The sequence below is a fragment of the Aeromicrobium sp. WCS2018Hpa-31 genome, assembly GCF_031843905.1.
In the GTDB taxonomy this organism is placed as follows: domain Bacteria; phylum Actinomycetota; class Actinomycetes; order Propionibacteriales; family Nocardioidaceae; genus Aeromicrobium.
This window is the reverse complement of the sequence record NZ_JAVTJF010000013.1, coordinates 71,233-93,677: the sequence shown is the minus strand read 5'-3', so window position 1 is coordinate 93,677 and position 22,445 is coordinate 71,233. Positions and strand designations below refer to the sequence as shown.

22 protein-coding genes are annotated in these 22,445 nt (G+C 71.5%); 10 read left to right on the top strand and 12 right to left on the bottom strand.

The annotated features are described in order from the left end of the window. The first annotated feature begins 202 nt into the window (after window positions 1–202). Together zwf and RQG84_RS16580 are read left to right on the top strand one after the other, a co-directional pair. Window positions 203–1,612, top strand: coding sequence for a glucose-6-phosphate dehydrogenase (gene zwf / locus RQG84_RS16585; RefSeq protein ID WP_311210929.1), 1,410 nt, complete (start codon window positions 203–205; stop codon window positions 1,610–1,612). Then, a complete protein-coding gene (locus tag RQG84_RS16580; protein WP_311210928.1) occupies window positions 1,609–3,537 on the top strand; it encodes a glycoside hydrolase family 15 protein in 1,929 nt (642 codons plus the stop codon). The genes zwf and RQG84_RS16580 overlap by 4 nt, the downstream gene beginning before the upstream one ends. A gap of 90 nt (window positions 3,538–3,627) precedes the next feature. Here the strand turns inward: RQG84_RS16580 and RQG84_RS16575 are convergent, their stop codons facing one another. The 4 genes from RQG84_RS16575 to RQG84_RS16560 all read right to left on the bottom strand — a co-directional run bounded on the left by RQG84_RS16575 (window position 3,628) and on the right by RQG84_RS16560 (window position 8,871). Further along, entirely contained in the window at window positions 3,628–5,772 is a 2,145-nt protein-coding gene (locus tag RQG84_RS16575) for a DEAD/DEAH box helicase (protein ID WP_311210927.1), read from the bottom strand. 225 nt (window positions 5,773–5,997) lie between these two features. Beyond that, a complete protein-coding gene (locus RQG84_RS16570; protein WP_311210964.1) occupies window positions 5,998–6,717 on the bottom strand; it encodes a sulfite exporter TauE/SafE family protein in 720 nt (239 codons plus the stop codon). A 66-nt stretch (window positions 6,718–6,783) separates the two neighbouring features. Continuing rightward, on the bottom strand, window positions 6,784–8,268 hold the full coding sequence (locus tag RQG84_RS16565) for an MDR family MFS transporter (protein WP_311210926.1): 1,485 nt from the start codon (window positions 8,266–8,268) through the stop codon (window positions 6,784–6,786). Window positions 8,269–8,439: 171 nt separating this feature from the next. After that, window positions 8,440–8,871 carry an SRPBCC family protein gene (locus RQG84_RS16560; RefSeq protein ID WP_056552084.1) on the bottom strand — a complete coding sequence of 144 codons (432 nt, stop codon included), beginning with the start codon at window positions 8,869–8,871 and terminating at the stop codon, window positions 8,440–8,442. Window positions 8,872–8,989: 118 nt separating this feature from the next. Between RQG84_RS16560 and RQG84_RS16555 the strand changes: the two genes are divergently transcribed. The 6 genes from RQG84_RS16555 to RQG84_RS16530 all read left to right on the top strand — a co-directional run bounded on the left by RQG84_RS16555 (window position 8,990) and on the right by RQG84_RS16530 (window position 14,095). After that, window positions 8,990–9,472, top strand: a complete 483-nt coding sequence (locus RQG84_RS16555) for a pyridoxamine 5'-phosphate oxidase family protein (RefSeq protein WP_311210925.1) — start codon at window positions 8,990–8,992, stop codon at window positions 9,470–9,472. A 4-nt stretch (window positions 9,473–9,476) separates the two neighbouring features. After that, complete coding sequence (locus tag RQG84_RS16550) at window positions 9,477–9,791, top strand: hypothetical protein (RefSeq protein WP_311210924.1); 315 nt, start codon at window positions 9,477–9,479, stop codon at window positions 9,789–9,791. 158 nt (window positions 9,792–9,949) lie between these two features. Continuing rightward, on the top strand, window positions 9,950–11,116 hold the full coding sequence (locus RQG84_RS16545; protein ID WP_311210923.1) for a glycosyltransferase: 1,167 nt from the start codon (window positions 9,950–9,952) through the stop codon (window positions 11,114–11,116). Further along, entirely contained in the window at window positions 11,113–12,210 is a 1,098-nt protein-coding gene (locus RQG84_RS16540) for a glycosyltransferase family 4 protein (RefSeq protein ID WP_311210922.1), read from the top strand. The genes RQG84_RS16545 and RQG84_RS16540 overlap by 4 nt, the downstream gene beginning before the upstream one ends. Continuing rightward, a complete protein-coding gene (locus RQG84_RS16535) occupies window positions 12,207–13,232 on the top strand; it encodes a glycosyltransferase (RefSeq protein ID WP_311210921.1) in 1,026 nt (341 codons plus the stop codon). Before RQG84_RS16540 ends, RQG84_RS16535 begins: the two co-directional genes overlap by 4 nt. Further along, window positions 13,229–14,095 (top strand): galactosyltransferase-related protein, encoded by an 867-nt coding sequence (locus RQG84_RS16530; protein ID WP_311210920.1) that lies wholly within the window; start codon window positions 13,229–13,231, stop codon window positions 14,093–14,095. The genes RQG84_RS16535 and RQG84_RS16530 overlap by 4 nt, the downstream gene beginning before the upstream one ends. A gap of 25 nt (window positions 14,096–14,120) precedes the next feature. Here the strand turns inward: RQG84_RS16530 and RQG84_RS16525 are convergent, their stop codons facing one another. Continuing rightward, window positions 14,121–14,504, bottom strand: a complete 384-nt coding sequence (locus RQG84_RS16525) for a VOC family protein (RefSeq protein WP_311210919.1) — start codon at window positions 14,502–14,504, stop codon at window positions 14,121–14,123. A 929-nt stretch (window positions 14,505–15,433) separates the two neighbouring features. On the opposite strand from RQG84_RS16525, the gene RQG84_RS16520 reads away from it, so the two are divergent. Together RQG84_RS16520 and RQG84_RS16515 are read left to right on the top strand one after the other, a co-directional pair. After that, window positions 15,434–15,919, top strand: a complete 486-nt coding sequence (locus tag RQG84_RS16520; RefSeq protein ID WP_311210918.1) for a site-specific integrase — start codon at window positions 15,434–15,436, stop codon at window positions 15,917–15,919. Continuing rightward, a complete protein-coding gene (locus tag RQG84_RS16515) occupies window positions 15,916–16,203 on the top strand; it encodes a hypothetical protein (RefSeq protein WP_311210917.1) in 288 nt (95 codons plus the stop codon). Before RQG84_RS16520 ends, RQG84_RS16515 begins: the two co-directional genes overlap by 4 nt. Here RQG84_RS16515 and RQG84_RS16510 read toward each other — a convergent pair. The 7 genes from RQG84_RS16510 to RQG84_RS16480 form a co-directional block, all read right to left on the bottom strand. Beyond that, complete coding sequence (locus tag RQG84_RS16510) at window positions 16,200–16,367, bottom strand: hypothetical protein (protein ID WP_311210916.1); 168 nt, start codon at window positions 16,365–16,367, stop codon at window positions 16,200–16,202. The two genes, RQG84_RS16515 and RQG84_RS16510, sit on opposite strands and share 4 nt — an antisense overlap. A gap of 14 nt (window positions 16,368–16,381) precedes the next feature. Continuing rightward, window positions 16,382–17,797 (bottom strand): pyocin knob domain-containing protein, encoded by a 1,416-nt coding sequence (locus tag RQG84_RS16505; protein WP_311210915.1) that lies wholly within the window; start codon window positions 17,795–17,797, stop codon window positions 16,382–16,384. Next, complete coding sequence (locus tag RQG84_RS16500) at window positions 17,794–17,994, bottom strand: hypothetical protein (RefSeq protein ID WP_311210914.1); 201 nt, start codon at window positions 17,992–17,994, stop codon at window positions 17,794–17,796. Before RQG84_RS16500 ends, RQG84_RS16505 begins: the two co-directional genes overlap by 4 nt. 12 nt (window positions 17,995–18,006) lie before the next feature. Next, window positions 18,007–19,116 (bottom strand): M23 family metallopeptidase, encoded by a 1,110-nt coding sequence (locus RQG84_RS16495; RefSeq protein WP_311210913.1) that lies wholly within the window; start codon window positions 19,114–19,116, stop codon window positions 18,007–18,009. A gap of 1 nt (window position 19,117) precedes the next feature. Beyond that, the gene (locus RQG84_RS16490; RefSeq protein ID WP_311210912.1) at window positions 19,118–19,417 is read right to left on the bottom strand and encodes a hypothetical protein; all 300 of its coding nucleotides are present in this window, start codon (window positions 19,415–19,417) and stop codon (window positions 19,118–19,120) included. 69 nt (window positions 19,418–19,486) lie between these two features. Next, window positions 19,487–20,635, bottom strand: coding sequence for a hypothetical protein (locus RQG84_RS16485; protein WP_311210911.1), 1,149 nt, complete (start codon window positions 20,633–20,635; stop codon window positions 19,487–19,489). After that, window positions 20,632–22,437, bottom strand: a complete 1,806-nt coding sequence (locus RQG84_RS16480; RefSeq protein WP_311210910.1) for a hypothetical protein — start codon at window positions 22,435–22,437, stop codon at window positions 20,632–20,634. The genes RQG84_RS16485 and RQG84_RS16480 overlap by 4 nt, the downstream gene beginning before the upstream one ends. Between the last annotated feature and the right edge of the window lie 8 nt (window positions 22,438–22,445).

The following is a 22,445-nucleotide window of genomic DNA, read 5'->3' as shown; positions in this document are numbered from 1 at the left end:
CTTCGGATATGCTGCCCTGGGCACGCCCGCCTCCAGGGGTGTGGCGCGATGCCCGGACGGACGTCCCGGGGCCCTCGAGAAGCGCCGGGGCGTCCGATCCCTCTTCGTCGGACGCGCACCTTCGGCAGCGGTCGCCATGCGGCATCACCCACCCGCTCCTAGCGTGGGTGGTGCCCCTGCTCCCCCGACGCGAGGACGTGTCGTGCCTGACTCCCCCACCGCTCTGCCGCCGCACGTCGTCGTGCTCTTCGGCGCCACCGGCGATCTCGCCCGTCGCAAGCTGTTCCCCGGCCTGTACCGCCTGGCCGCAGCCGGCCGCCTCCCCGCCGACTATCGCGTGATCGGGTCCGGACGGCACGAGCCCGACGGCGACTTCGCCCAGCAGGTGCTCGACGGTCTGCGCGACACGGTCGACGAGCTCGACGCCGACGTCGCCGACGCCTTCGTCTCCCGCGTGACGTTCCAGACGTCGGACGCCGACGACGGCAGCGCCCTGGCGGCTGCGGTGCGCGATGCCGAGTCCGAGCTGGGCGGCGACGCCCGTCGACTGGTCTACCTGTCGGTGCCCCCGGCCGCGATGGAGCCGATGATCCGCATGCTGGGCACCGAGGGCATCGCCGACGACGCCCGCATCGTCGTGGAGAAGCCGTTCGGCACCGACCTGGAGTCGTCGCGCTCGCTGCAGGCCACGCTCGACGACGTCGCCGGCGAGGACGCCGTGTTCCGCATCGACCACTTCCTGGGCAAGGAGGCGGTGCAGAACGTGCTGGCGCTGCGGTTCGCGAACGGGCTGCTCGAGCCGTCGTGGAACGCCGAGCACGTGTGCGCCGTGCAGATCGACGTGCCCGAGGAGCTGACCATCGAGGGTCGGGGCGCGTTCTACGAGGCCACCGGAGCACTGCGCGACATGGTCTCGACGCACCTGTCGCAGGTCCTCGGCTTCCTGGCCATGGAGCGACCCGACGGCATCGACGCCGACCACCTGCGCGACGCGAAGGCCGCCGTGTTCGAGGCGGTGCAGCCGCTGGGCCCCGACGACGTGGTGCGCGGGCAGTACGAGGGCTACACCGACGAGGACGGGGTCGACGCCGACTCCACGACGGAGACCTTCGTGGCCGTGCGCGTGCACGTGGACACCGACCGCTGGCGCGGCGTCCCGTTCCTCCTGCGCACCGGCAAGGCCATGGCGGCGACCCGCCGCACGGTGACGCTGTTCTTCCGCGCACCCGAGCCGCTGTTCGAGTCGCGCGAGGACGGCGACGACCGGCTCGTCCTCGAGCTGGGCGAGGTGCCCGAGGTGACGGCGAGCCTCAACGTGAAGCGCCCCGGGCCGACGTTCGAGCTCGAGCGCGCCGCGGCCACGCTGACGCTTCCCGACGCCGAGGACGAGGACGCCGACCACCGGCCGCTCGAGGCGTACGAGCGCCTGCTGCTCGACGTGATGCAGGGCGACCAGATGCTCTTCACCCGGGGCGACGAGGTCGACCGGCTGTGGCAGGTCATCACGCCCGTGCTGGAGGACCCGCCACCGGTGCAGACGTACGCCCAGGGGTCCTGGGGACCGCAGGCGGCGCTCGACCTCGCCGGCGAGCGCGGCTGGCACCTGCGGTGACTCCCCCGACCACGCCACCGCTGCCGATCGCGGACCACGGACTGATCGGTGACCTGCGGACCGCCGCACTGGTGGGCACCGACGGCACGATCGACTGGTTCTGCCCGGGTCGTTTCGACGCGCCGAGCGTCTTCGCGTCGGTGCTCGACGCCGAGCGCGGGGGGTCGTGGCAGCTGTACCCGGTCGACGGCTCGGTCCGCTCGCAGCAGTTCTACTTCCCCGACACCGCCATCCTCGCCACGCGCTTCCTCACCGAGGAGGGCGTCGTGGAGGTGCACGACTTCATGCCGGTGCTGAAGGCCGAGGACGCCGACCACCGCCAGCGGCTCGTGCGGCGCGTGACCGCGGTGCGCGGCCGGTCGGTGGTGCGATCGCGTGTGGCGGCGCGGCCGCACTACGCACGGCAGGACCCCGAGGTCGAGGAGGTCGACGGTGGCGTGGTCGTGTCGGCTCCGGCGCTCGGCGACGACCCCGCCGTCCGGCTCGGGATCAGCTCCACGGTGGCGCTCGAGGTCGACGGCCTCGACGTCGTGGCCGAGGTGACGCTCGACGAGGGCGAGCACGCGCTGTTCGTGCTCGAGGTCCTCGACGTCGGCGAGGACCCGACGGGAACCTCCGACGGTGGGCCGTCGTCGCAGTTCCAGGCGTGCGGCGTCGAGGACACGTCGGAGCTGTTCGTGGCGACGTCGGCGTTCTGGCGCCGGTGGATCTCCCAGTCGACCTACACGGGCCGCTGGCGCGAGACGGTGCACCGTTCGGCGATCACGCTCAAGCTGCTCACGCACGAGCCGACGGGTGCCGTCATCGCGGCGCCGACGACGAGCCTGCCGGAGACCATCGGCGGATCCCGCAACTGGGACTACCGGTACGTCTGGATCCGCGACGCCGGGTTCAGCCTGTACGCGCTGCTCCGGCTCGGGTTCACCTCGGAGGCGAACGCCTTCACGCGCTGGCTCTCCGAGCGCCTGGGCGAGAAGCGCGACGACGCCGAGCGGCTGGGCCCTCTGCGGGTCCTCTACGACATCGACGGGTCGATGCCGGTCGAGGAGCACGCCCTCGACCACCTCGCGGGCTACGCCGACTCCCGTCCGGTCCGGGTGGGCAACGGCGCGGTCGACCAGCTGCAGCTCGACATCTACGGCGAGGTCATCGACGCGGTCTACCTGTTCGACAAGTACGGACCCGGGATCAGCCACGACGCCTGGAACGACCTGCGTCGCGTGCTGGACTGGGTGATGGAGCACTGGGACTCCCCCGACGCCGGCATGTGGGAGATCCGCGGCGACGTGCGGGCGCACACCACCAGCCGGCTCATGTGCTGGGTCGCGGTGGAGCGGATGATCCGCATGGCCCGCCAGCGAGGTCTGCCCGGCGACCTGTCGGCGTGGGCGCGGGTGCGCGACGCGATCCACGACGAGATCATGACGAATCACTGGGACGAGCACCACCGCACGTTCACCCTGGCCGAGGTCGACCCCGATGCGGACCAGGCCGACGCCCCCGTGCTCGACGCGGGCGTGCTGCTGATGCCGATGGTCAAGTTCTGCTCGCCGGTGGACCCGCGGTTCCTCTCCACGCTCGCCGCCGTCGAGGACCAGCTGGTCGCCGACAGCCTGGTGTTCCGCTACGACGTGCACGCCGCGCCCGACGGCATCGCCGACACCGACACCGACGGCGACGGCCTGCACGACGGCGAGGGCACGTTCAGCCTGTGCTCGTTCTGGTACGTGGAGGCCCTGACCCGGGCCGGACGGCATCGCGAGGCCGAGGTGGCGCTGGAGAAGATGTTCACCTACGCCAACCACCTGGGCCTGTACGCCGAGCAGATCGGCGCCACGGGCGACCAGCTGGGCAACTTCCCGCAGGCCTTCACGCACCTCTCGCTCATCAGCGCCGCGATCAACCTCGACCGCGCCCTCGGCTGACCCGCGCCAGTCCCTCCGTCTCGGACACTTCCGGGGCACTTTCGGGCCCCGGACACCCCCGGAAGTGTCCGAAACGGGGAGACGTTCGGGTCAGCGGCGGCGGGAGCGCAGGGAGTCGGACAGGATGCCGACGAGCGCCTCGAGCTGGACGTCGGTCGCCTCGACCTCCGTGTCCTCACCGTCGAGGGCACGGGCGGCGAGCCCGGCCTTGCTGTCGATGAGCTCGACGATGCGGCTGTCGATCGTCTGCGAGGCGATGATGCGCCACGCCGTGACGGGCTCGCTCTGACCGATCCGGTGCACGCGGTCGATGGCCTGCATCTGCTCGGCGTCGGTCCACGACAGCTCGGCCAGGACCACGTTCGACGCGACCTGCAGGTTGATGCCGACGCCGGCCGCGGTGAGCGAGCAGACGATGATCTGCGTGTCCGGGTCGTTCTGGAACGCGTCGATCGCCTTGGTGCGCGCGGCGGCGGTCTGGTCGCCCCGGATCGAGGAGTAGCCGATGCCGCGCTCCTCGAACGCCTTCTGCGCGGCGTCCATCACGTCGAGGTGCTTGGCGAAGAACACGACCTTGCCGACGCTGCGCGCCAGCTGGGCGGTGTAGTCGGCGGCGAGCCCGGCCTTGGCCTGGCCGATGCGACGCACCATGGAGAACACGTTCTCGCCCGTGGACTCGTTGGCCTCCTCGCGCTCCCACGCGGCGACCTTGCGCACGAGGTCGAGGTCGAGGACCTCCGCGACCGGGTGTCCGGCCTCGATGCGGGCGGCTGCGGCGCGGTCGTAGCGGGCCACCAGACGGCGGGCCAGCTCGGCCTCGGCCGCACGGATGGACCGCCCGGCCTCGCCGTCGAGCTCGACGGGCATGTCGGCGATGCGACGGGCGGGGATGTCGGCGGCGACGTCGATCTTGCGGCGTCGCACGATCCCGAGGTCGATGACGGCCTGGCGCGCGGCGGGGAAGAAGCCGGCGTCGAGCGGGGTCAGGCCCGTCTCGTCGAGCGCGTGCATGAGCTCGGGCATCGGCTTCTTCTCGTCGATCCACCCGAGGAACTGCCAGATGGCGCGGAAGTCGTCGACGTCGTTGATGAGGGGGGTGCCGGTGAGCGCCATCATGAGCGGCCGCGAGGTGCGGCTGCGGATGCGGTCGGCGATCTTGAGCACGTGGCGGGAACGCTGCGACGACGTGTTCTTGATGAAGTGGGCCTCGTCGAGCACCATGCCGCGGAAGCCCAGGTCGCCGAGCCAGCCGGCGTGCCGGTCGAGGATCTCGTAGTTGACGACCACGATGTCGGCGAAGGCGTCGATGTCGTCGCCGTTGCCGTGCACCACGGTGACGGGGCGGTGCGGCGTCCAGAGCCCGGCCTCGCGTGCCCAGTTGGCCTTGACCACGTTGGGGACGACGACGAGCAGCGGGAAGGCACCCGCGGCCTGGGCCGCGAGCAGCGACTGGGCCGTCTTGCCCAGGCCCGGCTCGTCGGCCAGCAGGAAGGTGCGGTGACCGTCGGCCGCAGCAGCGACGAGCTCGGCCTGGTGGCGCATCAGCTCCGGGCCGCGCACGATGCCGGGGATCGGCTCGGGCAGCTCCATGCAGGCCGGGGCGCCGGCCGCGGCGCGCTCGAACGACGACAGCAGCGGGCCGAGGAGCTCCCACGTGGCCAGGCGGCTGGGGCCGGTGCGCGGGGGAGGTTCGTCGGTGAAGTCGGGGGCCATGAAGGGGTTGGCCAGCTGGCGCGCGATGACGGAGCGGGGGACCACGGAGCGGTCGACACGCACGGCTGCGTCGGGGGTGGGCTCGGCGGCGAGCTCGAGGCCGGCGGCCGCCATGAGCTCGCGCTTGAGTGCCAGAGTGGAGCCGGAGACCTCGGCCTCCTCGGTGAGGAGCATGAGGAGGGCGGGCTCGCGGGTGGCGGTCTTGGCCAGGATGGTGGCCACGCCGTCGAGTCGCTTGAGCTGGTCAGCGCGCTGGGGCTCGGTGAGGTCGGTCGCGGTCTTGACGCGGGCGCGCTCCTCACGGACGAGCAGGCCGACGGCCTGGAAGGTGGCGCGGGTGGTGGCGGTGACGCGGCGTCGCTGGACGGCGTTCTCGACCTCGCGCACGGCCTTGGCGAGCACGGGCATGAGGCCGGTGTCGTCGTCGTGCTTCTTGCGCCGTGCCCCGTTGCTGCCTCGCTGCGCGTTCTGGCGCTGAGCATTCTGGCGCTGGGGGTTCTGGCGCTGGGTTCGTGTGGCCAACAGGCTCCTCCTCCGCGACCGGACGTCCGTCACGGTCGGCGGCGGACGGCTGGTCCGTCCCCCGCGGCAGGGCGTACGACGGCTCGCCCGCCAGTGAGATCGGCGGTGGGGCGGCGGCTGAGCGCCATCCCCACGAGCGCGGGCCGTGCGGCACCTGCTGCGCCAAGTGTAGACCGTTGAGGCCACGATGCCTGCGTGCGGGGCGTTTCGGGGTGCGGGAGCCTCTCAGCCGACCGTCGAGCGGACGATGAGGGCCACGGCCGATGCCCCGCTGACGAGCAGCACGAGGGGTCGCACGACGTGGGCCGGAAGCCGCCGCCGCAGCGGCCCGCTCACCGCGAAGCCGAGCACGAGCGCCGGCACGGCGGCGAGCGCGAACCAGGCCTCGTCGACGGTGAGCTCGCCGGCCCAGGCGAGCCCGGCGAGGCTGAGCAGGGACCCGAGCAGGAAGTAGACCGCGAGCGTGGTCCGGATCTGCCGGGGCGACCGTCGCTGGAGCAGCAGGGCGAGCGGTGGACCGCCGATCGACGACGCGGTCCCGGTGACGCCGCTGACGAATCCGGCACCGCTGAGGGTTCCTCGGTTGACCGGGATGACCACGGTGCGCGCGGTGAGGAGCACCGCCACCAGGACCATGGCGCCGACGGCGATGCCGAGCTGACGGTCGTCGACGCTCGCCACGACCCACACGCCGACGACGGTCCCGACGACGCGCGCCGGGAAGGCCCAGCCGAGTCCGCCCCAGTCGATCTCGTCGCGCTCACGGGCGAGCGTGACGATGGGCAGCAGCACGACCACCATGAGCATCCCGCCGGGCATGAGCTGCGGGGCCGCGAGCGTGACCACGGGAGCGGCGACCAGACCGAGACCGATGCCCACCGTCGACTGCACGAAGGCACCGAGGACGACCGCGAGGAGCACGACGACCAGCGCGACCGTGCCCATCTCCCCCACGCGACCACCCTAGGCACCGCCCCGTCACTCCCGCGCGGGGCCTCCGGGCTTGGGACGTCAGTGAACGGCGGGCGCGGGCTCGGCGTCGGGCTTGCGCAGGAACGGCACCAGCGCGACGAGCAGCAGGCTGAGCAGCGCGCCCACCAGGAACGCCCGTCGCACACCGTCGACGAAGGCGGGACCCTCACCCATGCCGGCGTTGACGCCGGCGCTGGAGACCACGGTCATGATCGTGATGAACAGCGCCGCTCCCGCAGCACCGGCCACCTGCTGGAGGGTGCTGACCACGGCACTCGCGTAGGAGTAGAGCCGCGGCTCCACCGATCCGAGGGCGGTCGTCATGAGCGGCGTGAACGTGGCCGACAGGCCGAGCATGAGCACGAGGTTGGCGCCGACCAGCCAGGCCAGCGACGTGTCCGCGTCGACGTCGACGAGCAGCCAGAGGCCGGCCGAGACGAGCACCGACCCGGGCACCGCCAGGACCCGCGGGCCGTACCGGTCGTACAGCCGGCCGACGAAGGGACCGGTGACGCCCATGACGATGCCGCCGGGCAGCGTGATGAGGCCGGTCTGCAGCGCCGAGAGCCCGAGGGCCTGCTGCGCGAACAGCGGCAGCAGGAGGAACGACCCGAACATGGCCGACATGCCGATGAGCATCGCGCCGAGCGCGATGCGGAACTGGCCCGACGTGAACACGCGCAGGTCGAGCAGGGCGCGGTCGGTGCGCTGCAGGTGGAGCTGGCGGGCGACGAAGGCGGCCAGCGCCACCGTGCCCACGACGAACGGCAGCCACGTGGGGGTGCCCGACGATCCCTGGGCGTGCTCGCCGATGCCCACGAGGCCGTACACGAGCCCGCCAAGGCCGAGCGCCGACAGCGGCACCGACACGACGTCGATGCGCTGGTTTCCCGTGGCCGAGACGCTCACGACGTAGCGGGCACCGATCACCAGCGCGCCGAGCGCGATGGGAGCGACGACGCCGAAGATCCACCGCCAGCCGAGGTGGTCGAGCACGAAGCCCGACATCGTGGGCCCGAGCGCCGGGGCAACCGCGATGACCACGGTGATGTTGCCCATCATGGCGCCGCGGCGGGCGGCCGGGACGATCGTCATGACCGTGGTCATGAGCAGCGGCAGCATGACCGCGGTCCCGGACGCCTGGACCACGCGGGCCACGAGCAGCACCGCGAACGTGGTGGAGAAGAACGCGAGAACGGTGCCGGCCGTGAACAGCGACATGGCCGCGACGAACAGCGTCCGCGTGGCGACCCGCTGGATGAGGAAGCCCGTGAGCGGGATGACCACCGCCATCGTGAGCATGAACGCCGTGGTGAGCCACTGACCCGTCGACGGCGGCACGCCCAGGTCCTCCTGGAGGACCGGGATCGCGACGCTCATGACGGTCTCGTTGAGGATCACCACGAACGACGCCACCAAGAGGGTGGCGATCACGAGCACGTGCTCGCGCGGCAGTGGCCCGCTGCCGGTCGTCTCCGGGCCGGACGTCTCGGCGTCGACGTCGTGCTGGGTCGTGCTGGTCATGCCACCCCTGGTGCTCGGTGCTGGTGCGCGTGGTGCGCTGGTCCGTGAGGTCAGTGTTCCTGATCGGAACACGATGCGGACCATGTCACCACGGTCCGCCGTCAGAACGTCTCAACACCGTCCCCCGACCAGGTGTTCCCCTTCCGGCGGCACACCGGACGGCGTCTCGGCTCAGAGCCCGTTGAGCACCCGCACCATGTCGTCCTCGGTGTCGCTGCCGATCTTCTCGAAGACCAGCTTGACGACGGGGGTGGCGAGCTTGGCCGCACCCTTCATCTCGATGTTCGCGACGTAGGTGATCTCGCTGCCGGTGCCGTGCGGCTCGACGGTGATCGTGTCGGTCGTGTGGGCGGTCTCGTTGGTGCCGACGAACTGCACGTGGCGGTCGTCGAGCTCGGTGAGCTCGTACGTCAGCTCGGTGCTCACGCCGGCGATCTTCGAGGTGTTGTGCCACGTGGTGCCGACGACGACGGGACCGGCGCCGTTCTGCGTGCACGACTCGGTGCCGGGGTCCCACTGCTCGGCGTGGGAGAAGTCCTTGAGGTACTCGAGGACGGTCGCGGGGGCGGGCTCGACGGTGAAGGTCCTGCTGATCTCGGTCATGTCTCCAGCCTGCGCGACGATCCGGAAGCGGGCATCCCGACGAGCGACTCGCTCGGGCTGCGGCCCCCCGGAGCCCGACCTACGTTGGAGGAAAGACACCACGACGAGGGGAACGAACATGAGCACCGAGGACGAGAAGACGCTCGACGACCTGCTGACCGACCTGCGGATCGGCATGTTCACCACCACGACCGACGACGGCACGCTGCGCAGCATCCCCATGGCGCGCCAGGACACCGACCTCGACCCCGCCGAGCTGTGGTTCATCACGGCCAAGGACACCGAGCACACCCAGGACGTGGCCAAGCGTCCCGACGTGCAGCTGACCTTCAGCTCCTCGGATTCGTGGGTGGCGCTGACCGGTCGCGCCGAGGTCGTCGACGACCTGGACAAGCTCAAGGAGCTCTGGAACACCTTCGCCGAGGCCTGGCTTCCCGAGGGCCCCGAGGGCAGCAACTCGACGCTGATCAAGGTCACGGTCGACAAGGGCGAGTACTGGGACACGCCCGGCAGCAAGGTCGCGTCGGCCATCAGCCTGGTGAAGTCCAAGATCACGGGCGAGCCGTACAAGAGCGACCACGGCGTCGTCGAGAACCCCTGAGCCGATGAGCGGCAGGCACCAGCCCCCGAAGGGCGTGCAGGAGACGGCGCAGCGTGCGGTGCGGTGGATCGATGACGGCAAGGCTGGACGGAACTTCACCGACACCGGCCGGCACCGTGCCCACCAGCTGGCGAACGGCGAGAAGCTCAGCGACGAGCAGGCCACGAAGATGCGCGCCTACTTCGCTCGGCACTCGGTCGACAAGGACGCCGAGGGCTTCACGCACGGCACCGACGGCTTCCCGTCACCCGGGCGCGTCGCCTGGGACGCCTGGGGCGGCGACGAGGGCGAACGCTGGGTGGGCACCCTCGACCTCTGACAGACGCCTTCACGACCCAGCACCACCGACAGGCCGCGCCGGGCACCGCGCCCGGGGCGGCCTTCCGCTGTGCGGGACGTCGTGGTTGACCGGCTCTACATCGGGTACGCCCAGGACGGCGGATCGAGTCCGCCGCGATGGACCGAGAGGACGGACGCATGACGTTGACCGAAGCCGTGGACGCCGCCACCGCTCGCCCCTGGCTGCGCGTCGCGTCGGTGCCCGCCTCCCACGTGTACGTCCGGCACCTGTCCGCCCCCGACCCGTTGCACGACGACGGGGTGCGCCGACTGAGCGACCCGTCTCCCGAAGGAGGGACGCTGGTCCCGGGCACCCCGTGGTGGCCGCCGGCGATGCTCGATCCCCAGTGGATCGAGCGCCACCACGACGAGTTCGACCTGATGCACCTGCAGTTCGGCTTCGACGCGCTGGCACCGTCGCAGCTGGAGGAGGTCGTGCACGCGCTCGCCGTCCACGACAAGCCGCTCGTGCACACGGTCCACGACCTGCGGAACCCGCACCACCCGACGCCACACCTGCACGACGAGCAGCTCGACGTGCTCCTGCCCGCCGCCGACGTGGTCGTCACCCTCACCTCCGGTGCGGCCGACGAGATCCGACGCCGCTGGGGACGGGACGCCGTCGTGCTCCCGCACCCGCACGTGGTGGACCTCGCCGAGATGGAGCGGCGCGCCCGCGTGCGCGAGGCGCCCGCCGCGCGGATCGCCCGATCCGGGGGCGAGTTCCGCGTCGGCCTGCACGTCAAGAGCCTCCGTGCCTGCATGGACCCCATGACGGTGCTGCCGGTGCTGGTCGACACCGTGGGCCGGCTGCCCGGCGGCGTGCTGCAGGTCGACGGGCACACCGACGTCCTCGATCCCGACGGCGCCCGCTTCGAGCCCGAGCTCGCAGGGATGCTCGCCGACGCCCCCGACCACGTCGATGTCCGGGTGCACGACTACTTCTCCGACGACGAGCTCGTCGACCACCTGGCCGGGCTCGACCTCTCGGTCCTGGCGTACCGCTTCGGCACCCACTCGGGGTGGCTGGAGCTCTGCCGCGACGTGGGGACGCCCGTGGCCGCGCCGACGTGCGGCTACTACGCCGACCAGGCCCCGGTGCACTCCTTCACCCTCACCGAGGACCGGTTCGACGCCGCCAGCCTGGAGGCGGCCGTGCACGACGCCTTCACCGCGACGCCGGTCCCGGCACCGACGGCCGCCGAGCGCCTGCGCGAACGCCAGGACCTCGCAGCCGCGCACGCCGAGATCTACGGCGGCCTGGTCACCGACGCGTGCACGCTCCCCGCGGCGGGACGGCGATGAGGGTCTGCCTCGTCGCATCCTCACGCTTCCCGATCGCGGAGCCGTACCAGGGCGGTCTCGAGGCTCACACCGCCACGCTCGCGACCGCGCTCCGGGCCCGGGGCCACCGGGTCAGCGTGTTCGCCGCGCCGGGGTCGGACCCCGCGCTCGGCGTCGAGGAGCTGCCGGTGCGACGGTTCCACGCGAGCGACGCCGCACGCGCCGACGTCGGGGCGCACCCGGACGCGTGGATGCAGGAGCACCACGCCTACCTCGCGCTCATGCTCGACCTGGTGCACCACGGGCACGAGCGCTACGACGTCGTGCACAACAACAGCCTGCACCACCTGCCGATCGCCATGGCGTCGGCGCTGAGCCTGCCGATGGTGACGACGCTGCACACGCCGCCGCTCGGCTGGCTGGAGTCGGCGATGTCACTGGCGCCGCCCACGACCCGCTTCGCGGCCGTGAGTCGTCACACCGCCCAGGCGTGGTCGCACGTGGTGAGCGCCGACGTGGTGCCGAACGGCGTGGACACCGACCGGTGGCGTCCAGGTCCGGGTGGTGACCGAGCCGTGTGGACCGGCCGCATCGTCCCCGAGAAGGCTCCGCACCTCGCCATCGCCGCGGCCCGCCGCGCCGGCCTGCCCATCGACCTCGCGGGCCCGGTGCTGGACCAGGGCTACTTCGCTCGCACGGTCGCGCCGCTCCTCGGTGCCGACGCGCGCCTGCTCGGCCACCTCGGCACCGACGAGCTGGCCGACGTGGTCGGCCGCGCCCGGGTGGCGCTCGTGTCACCGCAGTGGGACGAGCCGTACGGGCTCGTGGCCGCCGAGGCGATGGCGTGCGGCACCCCGGTGGCCGCGTTCGCCCGCGGCGCTCTGGACGAGGTGGTGGGGGTGGACGCCGGCCGACTGGCACGACCCGACGACGTCGACGACCTGGCGCGCGCGGCACTCGAGGCCGCGTCCCTCGACCGCACGGAGGTGCGTGCCCACGCCGTGCGGCACTGCTCGCTCGACCGGATGGTCCGCCGCTACGAGGACCTCTACCGCCGCGCCGGGGCGCCCCGTCCGTCGAGCACCGTGTCGTCGGTCGTGGAGACGTCGGCATGATCGGCTACTACGTGCACCACCACGGCCGCGGGCACGTGACGCGCGCCGGCTCCCTGCTCGCCCACCTGCCGTCGGGCACGGAGGTCACCGGACTGTCGTCGTTGCCGCGTCCGCCCGGGTGGCCCCAGCTGTGGGTCCAGCTCGACCCCGACGCGGACGCCGACCCGTTCGAGCTGCCCGAGGACGCCACCGCGGGTGGGACCTTCCACTGGGTCCCGCGCGGGCACCCTGGGCTGCGCTCGCGCATGTCGACGATCTCGCGCTGGATCGACGCGACCCGGCCCGACGTCGTCGTCGTCGACACGTCGGTCGAGGTGGCCACGCTGTGCCGGCTGCACGGCGTCCCCGTCGTGTCCCTGATCCAGCCCGGCGACCGGACGGACCCTCCGCACACCCTGGGCCTGGGCCTCGCTGAACGGCTCGTGGCACCGTGGCCGGCCGACGTCGCCGACGTCGTGCGCGGGGTGGCACCCGACGACCCGCGCCTCGTGCACGTCGGGGCCTTCTCCCGGTTCGACGGCCGCGAGCCCGTGACGACCGCGGCGCCGTCCGAGGACGGGACGCGGAACGTCGTGGTCCTGTCCGGCGCGGGGGGCAGCGCACTCACGACCAAGGGCCTCGACCTGGCGCGGGCGTCGACACCGGGCTGGACCTGGACGCTGCTGGGCGGACCCGACGGCACCTGGGTCGACGACCCGTGGGCCGCACTCTGCCTTGCCGACGTCGTGGTGACCCACGCCGGGCAGAACGCCCTGGCCGAGGTGGCCGCGGCCCGCCTTCCGGCCGTGGTGATCCCGCAGGAGCGTCCCCACGACGAGCAGCGCACGAGCGCGGCGGCCCTCGGTGCCGACGGTCGCCTGCCCGTGGTGGTGCTCGACGAGTTCCTCGACGCCGGCTGGCCCGACGTGCTGGACCGCGTGGCCGCCCGGGACGGAGCCGGCTGGGCGGTCTGGAACGACGGCAAGGGTGCCCGACGTCTGGCCGAGGTGGTCCTCGAGGTCGCGGGACGGGTGGGCGCGTGAACCCGGACGCCGGAGCCCGCATCGCCGTCGTGACGGTCTCGCACGGTCGCCACGACCACCTGCAGCTGCAGCACCGGTCCCTCGGTCGCTCGGCCGTGCTCCTCGACGACTGGATCGTCGTGGCGATGGACGACCCGTGGCCGGCGCGGTGGCGGACCGGCTTCCCGCCCACGCCGCACGTCGTCGAGATCGACACCGGGGACGCCGGCCTGCCGCTGGCCGCGGCCCGCAACCTCGGAGCCCGCACGGCGCTCGAGCGAGGGGCGGACCTGCTGATCTTCCTCGACGTCGACTGCCTGGCCTCGCCCGGTCTCGCCCTGGCGTACGACGTCGCCTCCCGCCGACCCGACTGCGACGGCGCACTCCTCTGCGGACCTGTCGCCTACCTGCCGCCGGCACCTCCCGGCGGCTACGACCTGCGCTCCGTGGCCGAGCTGGGCAGACCGCACCGGTCGCGTCCCGCGCCCCCGCCGGGCACGGTCGAGCTCGACCCCCACGGGCACCGGCTGTTCTGGTCGTTGTCGTTCGCCGTGACGGCCGCGACGTGGGAACGCATCGGTGGCTTCGACGAGGCCTACGTCGGCTACGGCGGGGAGGACACCGACTTCGCCCAGCGCGCGGCGGCGGCCGGGGTGCCGATCGCGTGGGTGGGTGGGGCGCGCGCCGCCCACCAGCACCACCCGACGCAGGACCCGCCCGTGCAGCACCTGCACGACATCGTCCGCAACGCACGCGTCTTCCGCGACCGGTGGGGCTGGTGGCCGATGGAGGGCTGGCTCGACGCGTTCGTGCGACGCGGCCTCGTCCGTGCCCTCGACGACGACTACCGCGTGGTCCCCACGGACGTCGCCGACGCCCGGTGAACGACGTGGGAGGTCCGGTCGGGTGCTACGGGAAGGAGTGGTGGACCGCCTCGACGTTGTTGCCGTCGAGGTCGCGGAGGAAGACGCCGTAGTAGCCGCGGTGGTACTCCGTCCACACGCGTGGCTCGTGGAGGATCTCGGCTCCCGCGTCCACGGCCGCTCGGTGCACCTCGTCGACGGCGTCGGTCGTCGCAGCGGCGAGCGCCAGGTGGACGGGCCTGTGACCGGCGTCGACGAGAGGACCGAGCCACAGGTGCGGGAATCCGTCGGGTCCGGACAGACCGACGACGGTTCCCTCCGGCCGACCGACGCGCATCGCCTCGACGACACCGAGCGCCGCGAACACGCGCACGTAGAAGCTCGCACTGCGCTCGACGTCCGAGGTCTGCAGCGAGACGTGGTCCAGCATGGTTCGACCCTAGACCGGGAGCGGCGCCGTGACAGGTCGTCGGGGCCGAGGTCGTGCGCCGACCGGCGCGTCCGGCGAAAGAAGACCCCCGTCGCCGCGAGGACGCCGGGGGCCTTCGTCTGTCCGGGTGGCCAGGTACTGCACTCTGCGCGCCCGTAGGGATTCGAACCCCAAACCTTCTGATTGGGTGTCTGTCCAGGTCAGCGACTTCACCGCGTGTGGCTCGTGCTTCGAACGGGGTTGGACGTGCCCGCTCGACGGCCAGCCGACCTGCCCCGGCGAAGTGTGCGCCTCGTGCGACTACCGATGGACTGACGACGTCGTGGTCGATCTGGCGGCGTACCGCGAGCGGGTGGCCTAGTGGCCGAGCTGCGGGTTGTCCTCATCGTGGACGACGGGCGCGGGCAGTCCGCCCTCGTGTTCAAAGACCAGGAAGCGGCGCAGGCGTGGCTAGACCACGCCGGTCCCGAGGTCGAGGACACGGCGCAGGGCATCGTCCCGATCGTGTCTCGCCGGTCGGTCCTGCGTGAGGTCAAGCGGTCCAGGACGAACCCGGACGAACGTCCCGGTCCGACCTGCGAGGGGTCATGAGTCGGGTCACCGTCGGGGGTATGACTTGGCACAACGCAATCAGCATGTACGTGACCTATCTCCAGAGCGGCGGAGCGTCGCCGGGGACGATCGCCACGCGGCGTCAGCACCTACGGCAGTGCGCTCGGGCGGTGGGTGAGGACGCTCGCCCGTGGGACGTCGACCCGCTCGCGCTAGTGGCGTGGTTCGGGGCGCAGTCGTGGGCGCGTGAGACGCGGCGGAGCGTCCGGAACACCCTGTTGGGGTTCTACCGGTGGGGCGCGTCCCACGGGGCCACGACGCTCGACGTGGGGGCATTGCTGCCCATCGTCAAGCCGTCGCCCCCGTCCCCTCGTCCGGTGACTGACGAGGCGTACCGCTACGCCCTGGCCCGAGCCGACGAGCGCGAGCGTCTCATGCTGCGCCTGGCGGCTGAGTGCGGCCTGCGCCGCGCTGAGGTCGCACAGGTCCACACTCGGGACCTGGTCCAGGACCTCGACGGGTGGAGCCTGCGCGTCCTCGGCAAGGGCCAGCGCGAGCGCGTCGTCCCGCTGCCCCGTGGGCTCGCTGCCGAGCTGCGGTCGCGACCCAAGGGCTACATCTTCCCCGGGGACGATCACGGGCACCTGTCACCCCGCTGGGTCGGGACGCTCGTGGGCAACGTCCTGCCGGACGGCTGGACCATGCACAAGCTGCGCCACCGTGCGGCGACCCGCTGGTACGCGGTCGACCGCGACACATTCACCGTGCAGGACCTGCTCGGGCACGCGAGTCCGGCGACCACGAGGGCCTACGTCGCCATTCCGAACGACTCCCTACGCCGCACCGTGGAGGCTGCCGCATGAGCCAGACCGTCAAGGCGGGCTTGACGCCCAAACGCACGAGGGAGCATCACGAGTACATCGGGATGCTGCGTCGGATGATCCGGGCCGGAGGGCGGCGAATCGGTGACGCCGACGAGGTCGACCTCCAGGACTTCCTGACCCTGCGGTACGCCCTGGAGGAGGCCATCACGGAGGCCGTGAGGGGCCAGCGGAGGGCCGGTCAGTCGTGGTCCTACATCGGGCGTGGGTTGGGCGTGACGAAGCAAGCCGCGCAGATGCGGTACGGGCACGTGGACAACGACTAGAGGTCGGTGGGGTCGCCCCCGGCCTCCAGGTACTTCTGGCGCAGGTCCTCGATCTGGGCCGGGATGCGGTCGCGGTTCGCGCGGCGCTCCTGCTCGTTGATGCACGCGTTCAGGAGGTCGTTGAGCTTGTCGTCGTCGTAGTTCTCGATGGCGGGGAGGGCCATGATTCGTTCTCCTGTCAGAGATTGGGGATAGCGCCATTGGCGGCGCCCGGGAGGGTCGTGGGCCAGGCGTCTGCGGTCATCCAGGCGCCCGAAACGATCACGCTCGCGGAGCGGGTGGTGATTCCCGCCGAAAGCTCCCCGTTCCATCGCGCAAGGGCGTTCAGGTCCTGCGCGTTGGCGCCCGCGCTCGCAACCCCCTTGATCGGAATCACCGAAATCGTGGACGGGCGGAAGCCGACAGGGAGGTTGGCATAGGCCGCGGCGGACGCATTGGCCGAGTCAAGGTTGAAAGCCGTCAGGTAGACCATGACCCCGACGCGGCGAATGAGGACGACCCCGAGCGAGCCCAGTGCCCAACCGTTGACGAGCAGTGAGGACACGTCCCGTAGGCCGGTGTCCCCGTAGACGAGCTGGTCTCGACCGTTGAGGTCGTCCCAGGTGTAGATGGCCCGACCTGCGGTCTGGTCGACGCGCTGCGACGGGATGAAGCGCCAGGGGTCCCACGTGCCGCCGTTCTGGCGACGCTGCCAGATGCCTCGGGCGGCGGAGAGGATGCCTCCGGTGGGCGTGATGCGCTGGAGGGTGAACCCGACCCCGAGGCGGTAGACCTCCAGGATGCAGAGCGCCGAGGCAAACGGGTAGTTAGTAGCCAGGGTGGCGTTGGCGGGGGTGCCCTGAATGTAGATGCCGGGCGAGACGACGGTATTGAGGTCCTGCGTTCCCAGGGCGGTGCCGTTGAAGCTGAGGGCCTGGACGGCGGCCCTGGCGGCCTCGGCGGCGGCGCGCTCTGACTGCGCTCCCGCGCGTGCGTCCTCGGCGCCCGTGCGGGCGACCTGGGCGGCCTGGCGGTGGCCGTCGGCCTGGTCGCGTGCGGCCTGGGCGGCGGCTCGCTGGCCGTCGGCGTAGCTGGCGGCGGCCTGGGCGTTCTGGCGGTGGGTGTCGGCCGCGAGGGCGTCCTCATCGGCTGCGAGGGCGAACCGGCGGGCGTCCTCCACGAGGTCGAGGACCTGGTCGTAGACGGGGGTGCCGTCGGGCAGGGCCGGTGGGCCGGAGCCGAGGACGGTGTCGACGTCGAGGGGCTCGGGGTCGCTGTCGGCGTAGAAGGTGGCGGTCGCGGCGACGCGGGCGGCGGGGTCGGTGCCGTCCTGGATGACCGCGACGTAGGGGAACCGCTCGATGATGCCGCCCTGGGCGTCCACGAGGTCGAGGGCGTCGGAGGCGAGGACCTGGACCTCGGTGGGCTCGTCGGTGGCGTGGACGACGACGGACTCGACGGTGATGGGGGTGCCGGTCGGGGCGTGCATGATGCGGCGGGCGTCGCCGAGGGCGGGGCGGATGGTGACCCGCACCGGCCCCGGCGTCCCGCCGACGGCGAGGACGTCGGGGCGGATGCGGACGGCCCGGGTGGGGGCGTCGGGGTAGAAGTTCACGGGTGCTCCTCGCGGCCCACCACGTTGGCGTCGGCGAGGCCGAGGGCGGGGGCGATGAGGGCGACCCACAGGAGGCTCTTGGCGTCGCTGATGGCGCCGTAGCCGACGAGGAGGCCGACGACGGCGAGGGACAGGCGGTAGAGGTACTGGCGGGTCGCGGGAGCGAGACGGGTGGGACGAGGGAGACGGTGACGCATGGCGGGTTCCTTTCAGCGGGTGAGGGTGCGGCGGATGCGGAGGCCCTTGTGGTCAGACAGCTCGGGGCCGCCGATGGACTCCATGACGGCGTCCCCGGAGGAGAACCCGTAGTCGAGGCGCTTGCGGGAGGGGATGAACGTGGCGACGTTCTCGTACTTGGTGCCCTTGGCGACGTTGCGCAGGCCCATGGGGGCGAGGACGCGGGCGACGAGGGCCTCGCTGTTGGTGTCTCCGGCGTAGAGGACGTTCTCGTCGCGGACGCCGTACCTCTTGGCGAGGGTGCGGGCCTGGGCGATGATGCTGGTCATCTGGTCGACGCGCTTGGAGTCGGCGAGGGTTCCGGACTCGGACTCCAGGTGGAACGAGACGTCCATGCCTCGGACGCCCTCGACCTCGTAGACGACCCACCCGGCCTGCTTGTCGTCGCCCTTGTACCAGGTGGACTTGGAGGCGGTGATCATGCCTCCGGCGATGCGCTTCAGTCGCTTTCCGATGCGGACGTAGCGGCCCTCGCCGCCCCCGACACGGGTCATGAATCCCTTGAGCTTGGAGTCCAGGGTGGGCCGGATGCCGGAGGCGACGGTGTCCTCCTGCGTGAGGAGGACGTCTGTGGGGACGTTGCGCCGGTGGGCGGCGTAGGCGGTCGCGCGGCTCTTGCCCGTCTTGGAGAGGACGGCGTTGTTCCCGCCCATGTTCTGGACGGCCGTGGTGACGACGGGGCCCTTGGAGGCGGAGACGGTGAGGAACCTGGGCGTTCGGTCGGACTGGTAGTGGTACTTGGTGAACTCGGCGTAGTGGAGGTGGGCGCCGGTGACGTTGCCGGTGGCGCCGGATAGGCCGATGTGGTCGCCGATGCGGACGGTCTGGTTCTTCTTGACGTCGGCACGGCTCAGGTGGGCGTACAGGTGCCAGACGCCGTCCGTGAGGATGATGACGTGGATGCCGAATGCGGGGCCGAGGCCGCCGCGTCCTGCGTGGACGACCTTGCCGCCGATGGTGGCGTTGACCTTGGTGCCGGAGGGGACGCCGTAGTCGACGCCCCGGTGGATGTACTTGGGGTCGAAGCGGGCCTTCTGGCGGTAGCCGAGGGTGATGGGGTGCTTGCTGGAGACGGGGAGCATGTCAGTCCTTCCTGGGGGTGAGGACGGCGTCCTCGAGACGGGTCAGGCGGTCGCCGTGGTCGAGCTGACCGCGCTCGATGCGGCCGAGGGCGGCGCGGACCTCCTGGGCGAAGCCGTTCCCGGTGGGCTTGGAGCGGGCGGCGGCGAGCTGCGCGGCGGCCTCGGTGCGCTTGCTGCGCTGGTCGAGGTACCAGCCGAGGAGGAGCGTGCAGACCGCCGTGACGAGAGGCGCGAGGATGCCGCCGAGGGTGATGTAGTGCTCAAAGCCGAGGGCGGTGACGAGGGCGGTGTAGGGATGCACGTGGCGCCTTTCAGGGGGAAGGGTGCCCGCCCGGGCGGCCGAGGAGGAGGGCGACGGCCCGGGCGGGGGTCATGACTCGACGCTGGCGGTGACGGTGCGCGCGGCGACGACGGGCTTGAGGGTGTAGGTGGCGCGCCACGAGTCGGGGGTGACGGCGTGGGACTCGCGGATGATCCGGTAGACAGCGTCGTGACCGCTCGGGGTGTGTTTGATCCGGATGGGGGTTTGGTAGAGGAGGTCCGTGGGGACGCTGGTCACGAGCTGGCGGGCCTTGTGCATGTCGACGCTGATGGACTTGACGCGGAACGCGGGGGCAGGCTTGGTGGCGAAGATGTCGCGGACTCGCTGGGCGACGGTGTAGCCGCCCGTGGCTGTGCCGGGGACGATGGTGGCTGCGCCCTCGGAGCGTCCCCACTCGCTCGTGAGGGACTGCTCGCTCCAGGTGCGGTTCAGGTCGCCGACGGGCTCGGTGACGGCGAGGGAGTTGCGGAACGTCTCCAGGTCGTGCGTGAGGTCGATGGCCGTGTAGGAGAGTGCGCCTGCGGCGACGTCGACGGCCTTGTCAGAGAAGGTGTGGACAGCGTCCGTGGGGATGACTGTGGTCTGCCCGAACCCCCGGAACCCGTAGGTGTTCCACCGGCTGGCCCAGAGAGCGCACAGGGGCCACGAGTCGAGGACGACGCCAATGCGGGCCAGCATGGTCTGGTCGCCCGCGTCCACGAGGTTCGTCCGGGTGATGTCGTCCGAGGATGAGCCAACGTTGGGGTCGATGATCTGCCCGCCCGGCCGACGCGAAACGGCGTCGAAGATCTGTTGCCGAAACGACCCGGTGCGGTACATGGTGACAGCGGGCTTGTTGTTCGAGACGAGGTTGACGGCGTCCGTGGCAGCGACAGCGCTGACGACTCGTCCGGCGTCGTCGTAGGAAGCGCTCGGGATGCCGAGCTTGCCGCTCCAGATCGTGTTCCAGGAGCCACCGGCGTCCATCGCCTGGACCTCCGCCGCTCGCGTGGGGCGAACGACTGGGTCCGGGAGGGAGGGGTCTCCGGTCGCGCCGAGGAAAGCGGCGGCCAGGGTCCCGACGGTGGGCTTGTCGACGGAGTCCGTCTGCTCGTTGCCGCGCTCGAACGTGAGGGTAGTGGAGTCGCCGAGGACGTTGACCCACGACCTGCCGGGGATGAAAACCTGGAGGCGGATTACATCGCTGGACTTGGTCACAGGGGGGCTCCGATCAGGAGGCCCTGGGAGCGGGCGGCGCGGATGAGCTTGGCAAGCGCTGCGCCCTGCTGGGCCTCTGTCATGTTGGTGTCCAGGTGGACGGTGAGGGTGATGTAGTTGACGACTTGGCCGACGGCGCGGGTGATCTTGCCGGGGAGGGTCACGGCGCCGGACAGGTTGAACGGGGTGGCGGCGACCACGCCCGCGATGGCGCCGGAGGCGGTGGCGAGGGCGCCCCGACGATCACGTAGGCCGAGGATGAATCCCTGGACGGTGTCGCCGCCCATGGCGCGGAACACCTTGGACGGGGATGCGATCCCAAGGGCCTTCTTCACGGGGCCGGGAATCTTGTCGATGACGTAGGACTTGATGGCCCTCACGAGCGATCCGGCCATACCTCGGATGCCGCTGATAAAGCCTCGGACGACGTCGCCGCCTGCGCTCTTGAGCCAACCACCGGCGCCGGAGACGGCGCCTCTGATCTTGCCGGGCAGGCCACGAAAAGCGCTGGAGACGTTGCCGAGGGCGGAGCGCACGGCGGGCCAGATGGCTCGGGCGCCGGAGGCGACCAGGCGGAACGGGAGCGTGTAGAGGGAGACGGCGCCTCGGATGATGGCCCCGACGGCTCGGAACCCGGCGCCTACGGCTCGGATGGCCCCACCGGCGACGGAGCGGAGGACTCCGGCCGCTGCCTGGATGGCGGAGAATGCGCCCTGGACGACGTTGCGGAAGGTCTGCGAGCGGCGGTACGCGTAGACGAGTCCGGCGGCGAGGGCTGCCACGCCGAGGACCACGAGCGTCACGGGGTTGACGGCCATGACGGCGTTGAGGATGCCCTGGGCGATGGCCCACGTCCGGGTGACGGCGGCAACTCCGGCGATGACGCCGACGAAGGTGCCGACGACCTCGACGTTGTTCCCGACGAAGGACAGGACGGGGCGGATGGCGTTGCCGATGCCGTCGAACACTGGGGAGATGGCGGCGCCCGCTGCGGACACCTTGCCGAGGGCGCCGGGGAGGGTGTCGGCGGCGTAGCTGGTGACGCGGTAGAACAGCGGCAGGACCTTGCGGACACCGGACTCTACGAACCCGTCGAACATGTCCTTGAGGCGCTTGACGCCACCGTCGGCCTTGGCGGCAGCGGCGGCCGACCCGGCGAACTGGGTATTGACCTCCTTGAGGATGATCTTCTGCGCGCCGAGGGTGTCGCCGGACTCGACCAGCGACTTGATGAGGTCCTTCTGCTGCTGGGTGAACCCGACGCCGCTCTTGGACAGGGCGGTGACGCCCTTGATGGGGTCGTTCAGGGCCTTACCCATGAGGATGGCCGAGGACTTCATGTCAGTCTTGAGCGCGGTCGACATGTCCAGGGCGGCTTGGGTGCCCTGGTTGAAGATGTCGTTACCCTTGCCCGCCTCGTTGCGAATCTTGGTGAACGTGAGGAGGACGTTTGCGCCGTTCTGGACCTGCTCGGCGTCGACCATGGACTTGCGCTCCATGGCGTCGCTCATCTTGACGATCTGCCCGGCCGAGACTCCGGCGGCGTTGCCGGTGGACTTGAGGACGGCCTTGGTCTGGCCGAGGAGGGCGTCCTGCTCGCGGACGGCGGCGATGGCGCCGACGACGGAGTCCTTGAGGAGCTGCGCGCCCTTGAACGCGGCGTAGGCGACGCCGACCTTCTTGAGGACGCCCATGGCGCCGGAGCCGAAGCGGCTGACGGCGCCCTGCGCCTCGCCGGTGCCCTTGCGGACGCCTGCGGCGTCGGCTAGGAGGGCGATGGCGACGGTCTGCCTGGCGGCCATGGGCGTCC